15 protein-coding genes are annotated in these 14,748 nt (G+C 74.0%); 5 read left to right on the top strand and 10 right to left on the bottom strand.

Annotation, left to right across the window (positions count from 1 at the left end):
- Positions 1 to 80: 80 nt before the first annotated feature.
- Positions 81 to 575 (top strand): thioesterase family protein, encoded by a 495-nt coding sequence (locus BLU55_RS09455; protein ID WP_091728848.1) that lies wholly within the window; start codon positions 81 to 83, stop codon positions 573 to 575.
- Positions 576 to 679: 104 nt separating this feature from the next.
- On the opposite strand, the gene BLU55_RS09460 is transcribed toward BLU55_RS09455, so the two are convergent.
- The 5 genes from BLU55_RS09460 to BLU55_RS09480 all read right to left on the bottom strand — a co-directional run bounded on the left by BLU55_RS09460 (position 680) and on the right by BLU55_RS09480 (position 6,208).
- Entirely contained in the window at positions 680 to 1,744 is a 1,065-nt protein-coding gene (locus BLU55_RS09460) for an App1 family protein (protein WP_091728850.1), read from the bottom strand.
- Complete coding sequence (locus BLU55_RS09465) at positions 1,741 to 2,514, bottom strand: enoyl-CoA hydratase-related protein (RefSeq protein WP_091728852.1); 774 nt, start codon at positions 2,512 to 2,514, stop codon at positions 1,741 to 1,743. Before BLU55_RS09465 ends, BLU55_RS09460 begins: the two co-directional genes overlap by 4 nt.
- A gap of 34 nt (positions 2,515 to 2,548) precedes the next feature.
- Complete coding sequence (locus BLU55_RS09470) at positions 2,549 to 3,817, bottom strand: MFS transporter (protein ID WP_091728854.1); 1,269 nt, start codon at positions 3,815 to 3,817, stop codon at positions 2,549 to 2,551.
- A complete protein-coding gene (locus tag BLU55_RS09475) occupies positions 3,814 to 4,263 on the bottom strand; it encodes a MarR family winged helix-turn-helix transcriptional regulator (RefSeq protein WP_091728857.1) in 450 nt (149 codons plus the stop codon). Before BLU55_RS09475 ends, BLU55_RS09470 begins: the two co-directional genes overlap by 4 nt.
- A gap of 514 nt (positions 4,264 to 4,777) precedes the next feature.
- Positions 4,778 to 6,208: an NCS2 family permease gene (locus BLU55_RS09480; protein WP_331713809.1), complete on the bottom strand. Its 1,431-nt coding sequence runs from the start codon at positions 6,206 to 6,208 to the stop codon at positions 4,778 to 4,780.
- A gap of 75 nt (positions 6,209 to 6,283) precedes the next feature.
- On the opposite strand from BLU55_RS09480, the gene BLU55_RS09485 reads away from it, so the two are divergent.
- On the top strand, positions 6,284 to 6,577 hold the full coding sequence (locus BLU55_RS09485; RefSeq protein WP_091728863.1) for a DUF2530 domain-containing protein: 294 nt from the start codon (positions 6,284 to 6,286) through the stop codon (positions 6,575 to 6,577).
- A 7-nt stretch (positions 6,578 to 6,584) separates the two neighbouring features.
- Positions 6,585 to 7,130: a dihydrofolate reductase family protein gene (locus BLU55_RS09490; RefSeq protein WP_091728866.1), complete on the top strand. Its 546-nt coding sequence runs from the start codon at positions 6,585 to 6,587 to the stop codon at positions 7,128 to 7,130.
- A 15-nt stretch (positions 7,131 to 7,145) separates the two neighbouring features.
- Here the strand turns inward: BLU55_RS09490 and BLU55_RS09495 are convergent, their stop codons facing one another.
- Entirely contained in the window at positions 7,146 to 7,895 is a 750-nt protein-coding gene (locus BLU55_RS09495) for a DUF3027 domain-containing protein (protein WP_231917131.1), read from the bottom strand.
- A gap of 90 nt (positions 7,896 to 7,985) precedes the next feature.
- On the opposite strand from BLU55_RS09495, the gene BLU55_RS09500 reads away from it, so the two are divergent.
- Positions 7,986 to 9,326: an MFS transporter gene (locus BLU55_RS09500; RefSeq protein ID WP_231917132.1), complete on the top strand. Its 1,341-nt coding sequence runs from the start codon at positions 7,986 to 7,988 to the stop codon at positions 9,324 to 9,326.
- Here BLU55_RS09500 and BLU55_RS09505 read toward each other — a convergent pair.
- Positions 9,323 to 9,718, bottom strand: coding sequence for a cold-shock protein (locus tag BLU55_RS09505; protein ID WP_091728871.1), 396 nt, complete (start codon positions 9,716 to 9,718; stop codon positions 9,323 to 9,325). The genes BLU55_RS09500 and BLU55_RS09505 overlap by 4 nt on opposite strands.
- Before the next feature lie 94 nt (positions 9,719 to 9,812).
- Entirely contained in the window at positions 9,813 to 11,243 is a 1,431-nt protein-coding gene (larE, locus tag BLU55_RS09510) for an ATP-dependent sacrificial sulfur transferase LarE (protein WP_197681149.1), read from the bottom strand.
- 165 nt (positions 11,244 to 11,408) lie between these two features.
- Here larE and BLU55_RS09515 point away from each other — a divergent pair, with 165 nt between their 5' ends.
- Positions 11,409 to 11,867: a hypothetical protein gene (locus tag BLU55_RS09515; RefSeq protein WP_091728874.1), complete on the top strand. Its 459-nt coding sequence runs from the start codon at positions 11,409 to 11,411 to the stop codon at positions 11,865 to 11,867.
- Here BLU55_RS09515 and BLU55_RS09520 read toward each other — a convergent pair.
- The gene (locus BLU55_RS09520) at positions 11,818 to 13,053 is read right to left on the bottom strand and encodes an AGE family epimerase/isomerase (protein ID WP_091733700.1); all 1,236 of its coding nucleotides are present in this window, start codon (positions 13,051 to 13,053) and stop codon (positions 11,818 to 11,820) included. The genes BLU55_RS09515 and BLU55_RS09520 overlap by 50 nt on opposite strands.
- A 42-nt stretch (positions 13,054 to 13,095) precedes the next feature.
- Positions 13,096 to 14,748 carry a DUF885 domain-containing protein gene (locus tag BLU55_RS09525; RefSeq protein WP_091728877.1) on the bottom strand — a complete coding sequence of 551 codons (1,653 nt, stop codon included), beginning with the start codon at positions 14,746 to 14,748 and terminating at the stop codon, positions 13,096 to 13,098.

Consider the following 14,748-nt stretch of genomic DNA (forward strand, 5'->3'; position numbering starts at 1 on the left):
CGGGGGTTCATGCGGCGAAGTCTAGGGCGGCTGCGAGCAGGTCCAGCGCCGTGGGGCGGCGACCCGGTACGGTCGCGGGCGTGAGCACCCTTCCGACGTACGCCCAGATCGCCGCCCTGCCGTCCTACAGCGAGCGGCCGGTGCCGGTCTTCTTCGAGGACATCAACGGGCACATGAACGTCCGCTACTACCTCGGCATGGCCAGCGAGGGCCTCGACGAGGCGCTGACCGAGGTCGGCATCCCCACCAACTGGGTCGACAAGGGCTTCGCGATCTTCTCCGCCGAGCACCACCTGACCTACATCTCCGAGCTGCTGACCGGCGACCGGGTGTCCTCGCGGGTGCTGCTGCTCGGCCGCTCCGAGCGCGCGATGCACGTGCTGGTCTACCTGCTCGACGACACCCGCGAGCAGATCAGCTGCGTGATCGAGGAGATCTGCCTCCACATGGACATGTCCACCCGCACCACCTCCCCCTGGCCCGACGACGTCGCCGCCCAGATCGACGCCCGGGTCGCCGAGCACCGCGGGGTCGAGTTCGAGCCGACGGTGTCGGGGTCGATGGCGCTGCGCTGAGCTGGGGGCAGTTTCCCCGGTCGACCGGGGAAACTGCCCGCGGAGTCGGACATGTCGCCCACCGCCGGGCAGTTTCGCCCGCCCCGACCACCCGTTTCGCCCCCTCAGCCCCCGGCCGTACGCCGCGCGGCGGCCGCCGCGACCACGGCGACGTCGGCGTCGGTGATCAGCCCGAGCTCGCCGAGCCGGCGGGCCATCACGCCCGAGTCGGCGGCGAGCACGAACGGCACCTCGTGGGACCAGCCGTCGGTGACCGCCTCGACGCGGCCGTCGCCGGGGTCGAGCCGGACCTCGCGGACGAGCACGGCCAGCACCCGGCCGGGGTGGCGGCGCACGGTCTCGGCGTAGATCTCCGGGTCGTGCTCGCCCGAGTCGCCGATGAGCACGAACCGCAGGTCGGGGTGCAGCCGCAGCACCTCCTCGATCCGGTCGCGCTTGTGGCCGCCGGTGACGAAGTCGCGCAGCAGCACCGGGCCGGCCGGGAAGCCGCGGTGGGCCAGGAAGCCGAGCACGAACTCGTGCAGGTTCCACGGGCTCGAGGACACGTACGCCACCGGGTTGCGGTCGTCGGCGCGCGCCAGGGCGCGGTAGAGCTCCGGCGCCCCCGGGAAGGTGGTGCGGGTCAGGGCCGAGCCGGTCAGGGTCTGGCGGACCATCGCGCGGGTGCGCTGCACGCCGGTCACCAGCACGGTGTCGTCGACGTCGGAGACCACCCCGAGCTCGGCCCGGCCGTCGCTGACCCGGACCCGCACGGGGGCGGAGGCCTCCGCGACGCCGCGGTAGGGCTCGTCGAGCACGATCCGGCCCGTCGTCCAGGGCGCCCGGAGCGACGCGCCCTCGAGCTCGGCGCGGACGTAGCCGTCCTGGTCGCTCTCCACCACCACCGACGCGCCGCCGACCTCGACCCGCAGGCGCACGCCGGGCAGCTCGGTGGTGACGAAGCCGTGGACGGTGCGCCGCACGGCCGCCCACACCCTCTCGCCGGCGATGGTCTCGGCCGGCTCCTCGTCGTCGAGCACCCGGGCGCGCACCACCACCCGGCCGGCCGCGCCGTGGGCGACGTAGGCCACGATGCGGAAGTCCAGCGGCACCCGTCCGGCCGCGCGCGCCCGCCGGGCCCCCTCGACCCGGCGCTCGACCCGGCCGGCCCAGGCGCGCAGCCGGCTCACCGCTCGGCTCTCCCCTCGAAGGCCGGCCGCTCCTTGGCCAGGAAGGCCCGCACGCCCTCGGTGAAGTCGGGGCCCGTGTAGACCTCGCGGAGCAGCTCCTCGTCGCCGTCCGGGGCGACCTCGAGCCGCTGCGCCCGGTCGAGCAGCTGGCCCTTGGTGGCCCGCAGCGTGACGCCCGAGGCGTGGGCCAGCCCCTCGAGCAGGGTGGCCAGCTCGCCGTCGAGGTCGTCGGTCACCACCATCACCGCCCCCACGGCGTGGGCGCGGTCGGCGCCCACGAGCCGCGAGGCGAGCAGCATCTCCCGGGTCAGCGACTCCCCGAAGACGGCGGCGGTGCGGTAGACGATCGGCGCCGCGAGCGCGTTGCCCAGGGTGCGCGCGATCGGGTAGCCGAACCGCGAGCCCGGCGTCGCCAGCCGCAGGTCGCAGTGGGCGGCGACGGCCAGTCCCCCACCGACGCAGACGCCGTCGACGGCCGCCACGGTCACCTGGGGCAGCGTGAACAGCGAGCGCAGCAGCTCGCCGATCCACTGCTCGTACGCCACGGCGTCGGCCCCGACGAAGTCGCGGATCTCGTTGCCCGCGGCGAACGCCCGACCTCCCGCACCGCGCAGCACCAGCGCCCGCACCTGCGGGCTGTCGTGCAGCTCCTCGCACAGGTCGCGCAGGGCGGCGTACATCTCCCGCGTGAAGGCGTTGCGGCGCTCCGGCCGGTGGAAGGTCACCTCGACCACGCCGTCGGCGCGGCGTACCAGCAGCTCGTCGCTCACCCGCCGGAGCCTAGTCACCCCGGCGCGCGCCGCCTCAGGCGCTGGCGGCCACGGCGACGCGCTCGGGCACCACGACGGCCTCGCCGAGGCGGTGCCGGCTGCGGGCGAACAGCGCCACCGAGCCGAGCACTCCGACCAGCACCAGCGCACCACCGCCGATGAGGGTCCAGCGCGCGCCGAAGGTCTCGCCGATCCAGCCGATGAACGGCGACCCGATCGGGGTGCCGCCCATGAAGACCATCAGGTAGAGCGCCATCACCCGGCCGCGCAGGTGGGGCGCGGTGGCCAGCTGCATGGTGGTGTTGGCCGCGGTGATCATGGTCAGCGCCGACAGGCCGAGCAGCGGCACGATCACGGCGTACGCCGTGTAGGTCGGCATCAGGCCGGCCGCGATCTCGACCACGCCGAACAGCAGCGCCGACCCGACCACCAGCCGCAGCCGCACCCGGGTCCGCCGGGCGGCCAGCAGCGCACCGCTGAGCGAGCCGATGGCCATGATGGAGCCGAGCAGGCCGTACTCCGTGGCGCCCTTGTCGAAGACCTGCGTGGCCATCAGGGCCGAGGTCATCTGGAAGTTGAGCCCGAAGGTGCCCGCGAAGCCCACCACGCTCAGCACCATCAGCAGGTCGGGCCGCCCCCGCAGGTAGCGCACGGCGTCGCGGATCATGCCCTTGTGGCGCTTCTCGGCGGGCGTCAGGTGCAGCAGCGCGGGGTTCATCCGGGCCAGCGCCAGCAGCACCGCGCTGTAGCTGAGGCCGTTGATCACGATCACCCAGCCGGTCGCCTCGACGCCGCCGCCGAAGGCCGCGATCAGCAGGCCGGCGACCGCGGGGCCGAGCATCCGGGCGGCGTTGAAGGACGCGGAGTTGAGGCCGACGGCGTTGGTGACCTCGTCGGGACCGACCATCTCGCTGACGAAGCTCTGGCGGGCCGGGGCGTCGAAGGCCGAGCCGATCCCGAAGGTGAACGCCAGCACGTAGACGTGCCAGACCTGCACCGTGCCGGTCACGGCCAGCGCGCCGAGCACCAGCGCGGTCAGGGCCATCACCGTCTGGGTGATCTTGAGCAGGCGCAGCTTGGGCATCCGGTCGGCGACCAGGCCGGCGTACGGCGAGAGCAGCAGGGCGGGCAGGAACTGCAGCCCGGTGGTGATGCCGAGCGCCGTGCCGGCGTTGGTGGCCAGCAGCACCACGAGCCAGTCCTGCGCGACCCGCTGCATCCAGGTGCCGGTGTTGGAGACGACACCGCCGGCGGCGTACAGCCGGTAGTTGCGGTTGTGCAGGGCGCGGAACGTGGGGCTCAACTGGTGGCCAATCTCTGGATCAGGGGGGCGGCCTGCCGCAGCAGGGCGCGTTCGTCGGGGGTCAGCTCGCGCAGGCGCTGCGCGAGCCAGGCGTCGCGGCGCCGGCGGTCGGCCAGCAGGACCTCGCGGCCCTGCTCGGTCAGCGCGACCAGCCAGGCGCGGCCGTCGGTCTCCGAGGGCCGCCGCGTGGCGTACCCCTCCTCGACCAGGCTCGCGACCGTGCGCGTCATCGACGGGGGCTGCACCCGCTCGTGGGCGGCCAGGGCCCCGACGGTGCACTCCCCCTCGCGGAACAGGATCCCCAGCGCGCTCAGCGCCGCCACGCTCAAGGTGTTGTCGGGCTCCCGCTCGCTGCGCAGCCGACGCGAGAACCGCATCACCGAGAGCCGGAGCTCGCTGGCGAGCCCGGTGTCGGTGCGCGAGGCGGCCTGCACGGAGGGGGTCATGGTTGCTTAGCATAACTCATTAGTCGTGCTAAGTATTTCGGCCCTTCGAGACACGACTCCGTCGTTCCTCGGGGACCGAGCCGGTTCGCTGGCTGAGGAGGGCCGCCAGGCCCGTCTCGAAGCCCCGCCGCCGTTCACCCCACCCTTCTCAGGGAACGACGGCCGACCGATCGCCCGGGGTGGCGGGCCCGTCTCGTCCGCGGATCCTCAGCACCCGGTGCGGGCGATCCGCGGACCGGGAGTCGGGCCGGTCGGAGCGCCGCGCCCCAGGCCGGCTCCGACCGGGACGTCGTACGACCTGGCCCTCGGGGTTTGGCCTGACCCGCTCTCCGAGCACCCGGCACCTCGGCGACGGCGTGTCGCCTGCCGGGTGGTCGGACACCGTCCGGATCGCCTCGCTGGCCGAGGAGGGCCGCCAGGCCCGTCTCGAAGCCCCGGGCACGACGAACGGGGAGCCCTGCTGCCAGCCGGTGGCAGCAGGACTCCCCGATCACCCGGCCGGAGACCGGACGGGCTAGGTGAGCAGCGAGGTCAGCGGGTTGATGGCGAAGTACGCCACGAACAGCACGGCGATCACCCACAGGAGCGGGTGGACCTGGCGGGTCTTGCCCTTGACCACCTTGATGAGGACGTACGCCAGGAAGCCGGCGCCGATGCCGGCGGTGATGGAGTAGGTGAACGGCATCAGCACGATCGTGAGGAACGCCGGGATGGCGATCTCGACGTCGTCCCAGGCGATGCCCTTGACCTGCTGCATCATCAGGAAGCCGACGAGCACGAGCGCCGGGACGGCCGCCTCGGAGGGGATCACGGCCACGAGCGGGGCCAGGAAGATCGAGAGCAGGAAGCACACGCCGGTGACGACCGAAGCCAGGCCGGTGCGGGCGCCCTCCCCCACGCCGGAGGCGGACTCGATGTAGGAGGTGTTGGACGAGACGCCCGCCGCACCACCGGCGGCCGCGGCGATCGAGTCGACGACCAGGATGCGACGGGTGTTCGGCGGGGCGCCCTCCTCGTCGAGCAGGCCGGCCTCGGCGCCGATCGCGGTCATCGTGCCCATGGTGTCGAAGAAGTCGGCGAGCAGCAGCGTGAAGACCAGCAGCACGGCGGCGACCACCCCGACCGAGGCGAAGGAGTCGAACAGGTCGAACTGGCCGAGTGTGCCGAAGTCGGGAACGTCGAAGACGGTGCCGGGCGGCGAGGGCACGGTCAGGCCCCAGCCGGTGGGGTTCTTCGCGCCGCCGGCGCCGAACTTCCCGATCGCCTCGACGACGACCGCGAGCACGGTGGTGGCGATGATCGAGATGAGGATCGCGCCCTTCACGCGGCGCACCCACAGCGCGACCATCAGCGCCAGGCCGACGCAGAAGACCAGCACGGGCCAGCCCTGGAGCTGCCCGGCGGGGCCGAGCTGCACGGGCACGGTGGTGTTGGCGGCGTCGGGGATGCGGCGCACGAAGCCCGCGTCGACGAAGCCGATGAGCGCGATGAACAGGCCGATGCCGACCGAGATGGCGATCTTGAGCTGGGCGGGCACGGCGTGGAAGACGGCCTCGCGGAACCCGGTCAGCACGAGTACCAGGATGACGATGCCCTCCAGCACGACCAGGCCCATCGCGTCGGCCCAGGTCATCTGGGAGGCGATCGAGAAGGCGACGAAGGCGTTGAGGCCCAGCCCGGTGGCCAGCGCCAGCGGGTAGTTGGCCACCACCCCCATCAGGATCGTCATCACCCCCGCGACCAGCGCCGTGCCGGCGGCGATCATCGGCAGGTTGCCGGGCGGCTCCACCCCGCCGAGGAAGCCGCCGTCGACGTCGGGCGCGAAGCCGAGGATGAGCGGGTTGAGCACGATGATGTAGGCCATCGTGAAGAAGGTGACGATGCCGCCGCGCACCTCGCGGGCCACGGTCGAGCCGCGCTCGGAGATCTTGAAGAAGGTGTCCACGGGCGGTATCGAACCACCTGTCGGTGACCTCGGTCGCTCCCAGGGCTTCCCGTGGGACGACTAGGATCCGGCGTCATGCAGCCCGACGACGAGCAGCCGGTGGTCCACGAGATCGGCAACCGCACCTACATCGTCGCCGACGTCGACCCGCTGGACCTCGACGGCGTCCGGACCATGCAGGTCGGCACCGCCCTGTGGGTGGTCGGCCTGCTCGTGCTGCTGCCGTTCCACGAGCGGCTCGCCGAGGACGGCCACCTGTGGTGGCTGTGGACCTGCGTCGCCGGCTTCGGTCTCGGGCTCGTGGGCTGGGACCACTGCCGGCGCCGCCGCAACGCCCGCCGCGCCGGGCGGCTCGACGACGAGGGGTGACCCCACCGTGACGCGCACCGTGTTCTACACCGCCACCACCCTCGACGGGTTCCTGGCCGACGACCACGACTCGCTGGCCTGGCTGTTCACCCAGGACATCGACCAGGCGGGACCGGGCGGCTACGAGCCGTTCATCGCCGGGGTGGGTGCGCTGGTGATGGGCGCGACGACGTACGCCTGGGTGCGCGACCAGCTCCGCGAGAACGGCGAGACCTGGTCCTACGAGCAGCCCTGCTGGGTCTTCACCCACCGCGACCTCGAGCCGCTGGCCCCCGAGGTGCGCTTCGTCTCCGGGCCCGTCACCGACCACGCCGAGGAGATCCGGGCCGCCGCCGGGGAGCGCGACGTGTGGGTCGTCGGGGGTGGCGACCTGGCCGGGCAGCACGCCGACGCCGGCCTCCTCGACCAGGTCGTGGTCGCGATCGCCCCGGTCACTCTGGGCGCGGGCCGGCCGCTGTTCCCCCGCCGTCAGGAGCTGGCGCTGGTCGAGACCGCGCGCAACGGCGACTTCGTCACCGCGACGTACGACGTCCGCGGCCCGCTCCGCGACTGAGCCGAGGAGGCAGGCTCAGAACTGCTCGAGGTCGTCGCGCCGCACGGTGTCGAACACCGGGTCGGGCAGCGGCGGGGGCAGCTGCTTCTTGCGCAGCTGGGCCTCGGAGTGGGCGCCGCAGCCGTGGTCGAGGGCGACCACGCGGGCGTCGTCGTTGGCGTACTCGTTGGCGCAGACGCCGAACATCGTGGCCATCGGCCCCGCGAGGCGGACCAGGAAGCCGCAGCCACCGCAGCGACCGGGGGCCGACTGGGCCAGCGGGACGTCGGGGCCCTGCTCGCCGGCGTACCACCGGTTGGCGGCGAGGTCGCGGCCCTCCAGCGAGAGCACCCGGGAGCGGCCGAGACCGACCTCGTCGAGGACGGCCTGCGCGACCGGGTCGGGGCGCTCGCCGTCGAGCCAGGTCGGGACCAGCCGGGGGTCGTCCTCGTCGGCGGGCAGCAGGTCGCCGGGCGAGAGGTCGCCGGGCTTGATGCGGTCGCGGTAGGGCACCCAGGTCGGGGCCACGATGGCCTCGTCGCCGGGCAGCATCACCACCTCGTCGACGGTCGCCTGCTCCTGGCCGGCGGCGTGCGCGACGGTGACGGCCCAGATCCAGCCGCGGTAGCCGCGCTGCAGGCACCCGAAGCGGTGGGTGACGACGCCCTGGTCCTCCGGGGTGGCACCGAGGTGCTCCCCCACGACGTCCTGGCCCACCTGCTCGACGAGAGCGGCGCGCGCGAGGTCGGTCGCCTCGAAGGGCACCGGGTCGGCTGTGTCGATCACGGGGGCGATTGTGCCCGGTCGCACCGGGTCGTGTCTCCCCGGGCCCGCCGGAGTTGGCAGGATGTGGTCATGGGAGGCCGCGCTCGACGCATGACCGACGCGACCGGACGAGGGTTCCGCCGGGCGGGCTCGGCGACCGGGCGCGGGGCGTCGTACACCCTGCGCCAGGCGCGGCGGGCCTCGCACGCCGAGGGCGCGGGCGACTCCGGGCTCTACCGGCTGATCGAGCTGCACGCCTTCAACGCCGCCGGCGACGCCGCCGTGGCCATCTCGCTGGCCGGGACGCTGTTCTTCGCCGCCCCGGGCGAGGCGCGCGGTCCGATCGCGCTGTTCCTGGGCCTGACGATGCTGCCGTTCGCGGTGGTGGCGCCGCTGCTGGGGCCCTTCCTCGACCGCTTCAGCCACGGCCGGCGCTGGGCGATCGGCGCCACGATGGCGCTGCGGGCGTTCCTGTGCTGGCTGATGGCCGACGCCGTCGCGTCGCAGTCGCTGCTGATGTACCCCACCGCCCTGGGTGTCCTGGTCTCCTCCAAGGCGTACGGCGTCGCGCGCGCCGCCACCGTGCCTCGCCTGCAGCCCGAGGCGCTGAGCCTGGTCAAGGCCAACAGCCGGATCTCGCTGGCCGGCGTGGTCGGGGCGGCCGTCTCGGCGCCGCTGGCCGGCGCCGCGTCGTACTTCGGGCCGCAGTGGTCGCTGCGCTACGCCTTCGTGGTCTTCGCCGGGGCCACGATCCTGGCCATCCTGCTGCCCGCCCGCGCCGACGCCACGGCGGGCGAGCTGCCGGTCAGCCTCGGCGGGGAGAGCCGCAAGTTCCGGATCCCGGTCGACGTCGCCTTCGCGCTGCGGTGCAACGCGGGGCTGCGGATGCTCTCGGGGTTCTTGACGATGTACATGGCCTTCCTGCTCCGCGACCAGCCCTTCCCCGGCTGGGAGGACCGCAGCACGCTGCTGCTCGGCCTGGTCATCGGCGCGGCGGGACTCGGCAACACGATCGGCATCGGGCTCGGCTCGGTGCTGCGGCGCGTCACGCCGTCGGTGACGGTGGTGGTGGCGCTGGTCGCCGACGCGGTCGTGGTGGTGCTGGCGGCGATCTTCTACGGCCTCGTGGTCGCGGTCGCGCTCGGCGTCACCGTCGGCGTCGCCCAGGCGCTGGGCAAGGTCTCGCTCGACTCGACCATCCAGCACTCCGTGCCGGAGCGCCACCGCACCTCCGCCTTCGCGCGCTCCGAGACGATGCTGCAGCTCTCGTGGGTGCTGGGCGGCTTCCTCGGCATCGGGCTGCCGCTCGTGCCGCGCCTGGGCCTGGGCGTGCTGGCCGGGCTGATGGTGGCCTGGACGGTCTTCGTGCTCGTGCGCCGACCGCAGCCGCCGCGCTCGGAGTGGACGGTCGTCGACCCCGAGTCGACCGGGCCGATCGCCCCGGTGCGCTAGAGGTCGAGCTCGTCGGCCAGGGCGCGGAGCAGCTTGGCCGTGGGCTTGGCGGTCTTGGCGTCGGGGTGGCGGCCGTGGCGGTACGCCGTGCCGACGCCCTCGAGCAGCCGGATCAGGTCCTCGGTGATCGTGGCCATGTCCTCGGGGCTGCGACGCGACGCAGCGCGGCGGTTCTGGCTCACCGACGGCGGGGCGTCGAGCACCTTCACCTGGTGGGCCTGCTCGCCCTTGCGGCCGGACAGGACGCCGAACTCGACCTTGGTGCCGGCCTTGAGCGTGGCGATCCCCTCGGGCAGGGAGGAGGCGCGGACGTAGACGTCGTCGCCGTCCTCGCGCGAGAGGAACCCGAAGCCCTTCTCGGCGTCGTACCACTTGACCTTTCCGGTGGGCACGGCCTTCGACCTTTCACTCATCAGACGTGGGAAACGCCGCGGAGGGCGGCGCCGGGCCAGCGTAGACGCAGGCACGAAGGCCCCGCCAGCGAGATCAGCGGAAGCGCTCGGGGTCGGGCAGCAGCTCGTTCATCGAGCCCGACCGGAAGCCCAGCGGGTCGACCTCCGCCTCGGCGAAGCCGGCCTCGCGGACGACGCCGAGGTGCTCCCCCGCCGCCTCGACCAGCACCCGGTCGACCTCCACCCGGGCCTGCTGGCCCAGGTCGCGGACCCGGAGGTCGCGCACCACGTGGCCGGCCTCGGTCAGCGCCCGGCGCAGGTCGGCCTCGGCGCGCTCGACCCGGGCCAGCCGGGCCGGGGTGATCTCGATGCCGTAGGCGACCCGCGAGCTCAGGCACGCCGCCGCCGGCTTGTCCCAGGTCGGCAGGCCCCAGCGGCGGGAGGCCAGCCGCACCTGCTCCTTGGTCAGGCCGGCGTCGCGCAGCGGGGTCACGGCGCCCCGGTCGGCGGCCGCCGCGATGCCCGGACGGAACCCGGCGCGGACGTCGTCGGCGTTGGTGCCGGTCGCGACGGCGTCGTACCCCTGCTCGCGCGCCAGCGGGCCCAGCGTCTCCAGCAGCTCGGCCTTGCAGAACGCGCACCGGTCGCCGGCGTTGGCGCGGTAGCCCTCGCGCTCCATCTCGTGGGTGCGCGGCGTCAGCACCGCCACCCCCAGCTGCTCGGCGAACTCCTGCGCGGGGCCGCGCTCGGCCATCGGCAGCGAGTCGCTGTACGCCGTCGCGGCGCCCACCCGGTCGGCCCCGAGCGCGCGCACGGCCGCGGCCAGCAGGAAGGCGCTGTCGGCTCCCCCGCTGAAGGCCACCAGCAGCCGGTCGTGGCCTCGCAGCTGCTCCTCGAGCGCGGCCAGGCGACGGTCGAGGACCCAGCCGTCGAGCCAGGCGGGGAAGCCGGTCAGGTCGTCGAGCACGACGTCGGTGCCGGCGGCACGCAGCTCGGCCGCGTCGCAGCCCCCGGTCAGCACCGACACGCTCGGCACGCCGGCCGCCCGGGCGCCCTCGACGTCGTGGACGTGGTCGCCGACGTAGAGGTGGGCGCCGTGGCGCCGCAGCACCTCGCCCTTGCCGCCGCCCCAGACCCCGCCCTCGACCAGGTCGACGTCGAGGCCGAGGTGCTCGACGTGCAGCCGGGCGTTGGGGGCGTGCTTGCCCGTCACCAGCAGCAGCCGGCCGTCGTGGCGACGCACGGCCGCCAGGGCCTCGGCCACGCCCGGCAGCGCGGGGGTGCCGGTCACGGCGACGTCGGGGTAGATCTCGCGGAACCGGTCGACCGCGGGGCCGATGTCCTCGGCGGGCAGGTGCGGCTCGAGCAGCAGGTCGAGCGGCGGCCCCAGCCGGGTCGACAGCTCCTCGACCGGGAGCTGCACCCCGAGCTCGTCGCACAGCAGCGTCAGCGTCGAGGCGAACCCCGCGGTGGTGTCGATGAGCGTCATGTCGAGGTCGAACCCGACCACCAGCTGCTCACCCATGGCTCCAGGCTACGGCGGGTCCCGCCGGCGGCTCCCGACGAGGTCGCCGGAGGTGCGGGGCGACCGGCGGGCGAGGCGGGGCGACGGGCGGGGCGACGGGCGGGGTTCACCCGCGCGACACGGGGTTCTCAGGTTCCTGGCAGGCAGGCGGCCTAGGTTCGTCACGTGCTGATCACCAACCACGTCCTGTCCGGCGCCCTGGTGGGGCGCGCGGCGCCCGGTCCGGCCACGGCGCTCCTCGCGGGCGTGGGCTCGCACTTTGCGCTCGACGTGGTGCCCCACTGGGGCGACGACTCGATCTTCCTGCAGGTGGCGGTGCCCGACGGCCTGGTGGGCCTGGGCGCGATCGCGTGGGTGTGGCGCACCACCGAGGCGGACGCCCGGGTGCGGGTCCTGGCCGGGGTGGTCGGCGCGTGCCTGCCCGACCTCGACAAGCCCGGCCGGCTGTTCTTCGGGGCCTCGCCGTTCCCGGCCGCGGTGGACGCCTTCCACGTGCGGATCCAGCACGAGTCGCCGCGTCGGCTGCCCCAGGAGTTCCTCGTGGCGGCCGCCGGCGTGCTCGCCGTGCGAGGCCTCAGTCGCGCAGCATCCCGTCGCGCAGCGCGACGGCCATCGCGGGGCTGAGCGGCAGCCGCGGCACGAGCGTCGCGCCCACCGCGTGGTAGATGTCGGGCTTGCCCGGCCAGGTGATGCCGCTCGGCCCGTTGGTGGGCGACAGCTCGTGGTGCCAGCTCCCGCGCTCGTGGTCGCGGACGGTGCTGGCGACGTACTCGAACCAGGTGCGGTACCACCGGTCGTACGCCGGGTCGCCGGTCGTCGTGTGCAGCGCCGCGGCCGTCGCGATCGCCTCGGCGACCACCCAGTGCATCCGCTCGCGCACCACCGGCCGGCCGTCCCAGTCGACGGTGTAGACGAAGCCCTCGGCGCCGTCGACCGCCCAGCCCTCGGCCACGGAGGCGTCGAAGAGCGACCGGGCGTGGTCGAGCATCCAGTCGGGGACCGGCTCCCCCAGCGCGCGCAGCGAGGCCCGCAGGTGCAGCGTCAGCCGGGACCACTCCAGCCAGTGGCCGATGGTGGCGCCGTAGGGGCGGAACGGGTGGGCCGGCTCGTCGACGTGGTAGTCCAGCTGCGGGGTCCACGAGGCGTCGAAGTGCTCCGGGATCCGCCAGTGGTGGGCCGGGGCGAGGTCGCGCACGACCCGCTCGGTGATCCGCAGCGCGCGGTCGCGCAGGCCGTCGTCCTCGAGCACGTCGGCGGCCGCGAGCAGCGCCTCGACCGCGTGCATGTTGGCGTTGACGCCGCGGTAGTCGTCGCACGTGGTCCACGCGGCGTCCCACTCCTCGACGACCATCCCGGCCTCGTCGTCCCAGAAGTGCTCGAGCAGCACCGCGACCGCCTCGTCGAGCAGCGCGCGGGCGCCAGGGCGTCCGGCGGCCGTCGCGCTGGCGCCGGCGAGCACCACGAAGGCGTGCCCGTAGGCCTCCTTGACCCGTGCCTCGGGCCCGTCGGGGCCCACCGCCGGCCACCAGCCCCCGTGGTCGGCGTCGCGCAGCCGCCCCGTGAGTGCGGCGAGGCCGTGGTCGACGAGCTCGGCGCAGCCGGGCAGGTCGAGCATCAGCCCGAGGCTGTAGGCGTGGGTCATCCGACAGGTGATCCACAGCGCCGCCGGCCGGTCGAGCTCGGGCCGTCCGTCCTCGTCGAGCCAGGCGAAGCCGCCGTCGGGGTGCACCGACGCCCGCCCGAAGTCGAGCAGGGACTCCGTCTCCTGCTGCAGCACGCGGTGGTGCCGGGGGTTGCCGAGCCAGGTCATGGTCTGCACCCTAGGCCGTCGTGGCGTGACGGCCCGAGCCGCTCAGCCCAGCCGGGCCACCACCACGTCGTCGAGCACCCCGAGGGGCAGCGAGCCGGAGTCGAGGACGGCGGAGTGGAAGGCCGGCAGCGAGAAGTCGCTCCCCTGCCGCTCCTCGGCCTCGCGGCGCATCCGCTGGATCTCCAGGCGGCCGATCATGTAGCTGCAGGCCTGGCCCGGGGTGACGGCGTAGCGGTCGATCTCGGGGCGCACGACGCCCTCGGCGAGGGGCGAGTTGTCGACCATGTACTGCACCGCCTGCTCGCGGCTCCAGCCGAGGGCGTGCATCCCGGTGTCGACGACGAGGCGGCACGCGCGCATCGAGTCGGCGGCGTACATCCCCATCCGGTCGACGGGGCCTGAGTAGAGGCCCATCTCGTCGGCCAGCCGCTCGGTGTAGAGACCCCAGCCCTCGGCGTACGCCGCGTTGTGCAGGTGCTTGCGGAACTCGGGCACGGTGGTGAGCTCGCCGGCGATCGCGAGCTGCAGGTGGTGGCCGGGGATGCCCTCGTGGAAGGCCATCGCCTCGAGCTCGAAGGTGCCCCACGCCGAGGGGTCGTCGACGTTGATGAAGAAGGTGCCGCCGCGGCTGCCGTCGGCCGAGGGCGGGAAGTAGAACGCCTTGGCGCCCGACGTCGTGGCCTGCACGACGCAGCGGGCCTGCGGCAGCGTCTCGAACCACTGCGGCATCGCGTCCCACGCCCGCTGCATCGCGACCTCGGAGGCCTCGACGAGCTGCTCGCCGTGCTCGAAGTGCAGCGCCGGGTCCGTCCGCATCGCCTCGAAGATGGCGGCGAGGTCGGCGGTGCCGACCACCTCGGGGCCGAGCGCGCGGTACTCCTCGGCGAGCTGGGCGACCTGCGCCAAGCCGATGTCGTGGATCTCCTGGGCGCTCTTGTCGGTGGTGGTGAAGTAGCGCAGCAGCGCGGCGTACGCCTCGTCACCACCGGGCAGGTGGGTCAGGCCGACCTGCTCGTCGGGGCGCGCCAGGGGCAGCACCTCGTTGCGCAGCACCGCGCGGTACGCCGCGAGGCCGGGCCGCACCTCGGTCTCGACGACCTCGCGCAGCCGCGCCTTCCAGCCGTCGACGTCGATGCCGGACGGCGGCGTCGAGGTGAGCAGCAGCGGGTCGTCGGCGACCGGGCCGGCGAGGCGGGCGTCGAGCTGGGCCACGGTGTCGGCCACCGCGAAGGCGGCCGGGAGCCGGCCCGAGGCGATGCCCTCGCGCTGGCGCTCGGCGAGCTCGTGGAGGTGGCGGCCGATGGCGGCGTACTTGCCCACCAGCGCCTCGGCGACCTCGGGCGTCGGCAGCGCCAGCATCGGCGCGATGATCCCCATCGAGACCTGCAGGCCGAAGATCGGGTCGGCGGCCATCTCGCCGAGGCGGGTCTCCAGCACGTCGGCGCTGGCCCGGGTGTGGGCCAGCAGCACCTCGCGGGTGAGCACCTCCTGCGGGTCCAGCCCCGCGGGGTCCAGCGCCTCGGCACGGGCCGCGAAGCCGCGCAGCGCCTCGACCTGGGCGTCCTCGTCGGCGCGGGTCGCGCCCTCGAACTCGCCGGCCCACTCGGTGCGGCCGACGAGGTGCGCCTCGGTCGGGTGGGTGGAGAGGTGGTGCTGCCAGTAGTCCTCGGCCAGGGAGGTGATGCTGTCGCTCAT

Source organism: Nocardioides scoriae, from assembly GCF_900104965.1.
GTDB classification, from domain to species: Bacteria; Actinomycetota; Actinomycetes; order Propionibacteriales; family Nocardioidaceae; genus Marmoricola; species Marmoricola scoriae.

Coding starts and splice junctions, on each gene's coding strand:
- BLU55_RS09520 (WP_091733700.1), bottom strand. CDS start 13,053: ATGACCTGGCTCGGCAACCCCCGGCACCACCGCGTGCTGCAGCAGGAG.
- BLU55_RS09500 (WP_231917132.1), top strand. CDS start 7,986: ATGACCGACGCGACCGGACGAGGGTTCCGCCGGGCGGGCTCGGCGACC.
- larE (WP_197681149.1), bottom strand. CDS start 11,243: ATGGGTGAGCAGCTGGTGGTCGGGTTCGACCTCGACATGACGCTCATC.
- BLU55_RS09525 (WP_091728877.1), bottom strand. CDS start 14,748: ATGAGCGACAGCATCACCTCCCTGGCCGAGGACTACTGGCAGCACCAC.
- BLU55_RS09485 (WP_091728863.1), top strand. CDS start 6,284: ATGCAGCCCGACGACGAGCAGCCGGTGGTCCACGAGATCGGCAACCGC.
- BLU55_RS09475 (WP_091728857.1), bottom strand. CDS start 4,263: ATGACCCCCTCCGTGCAGGCCGCCTCGCGCACCGACACCGGGCTCGCC.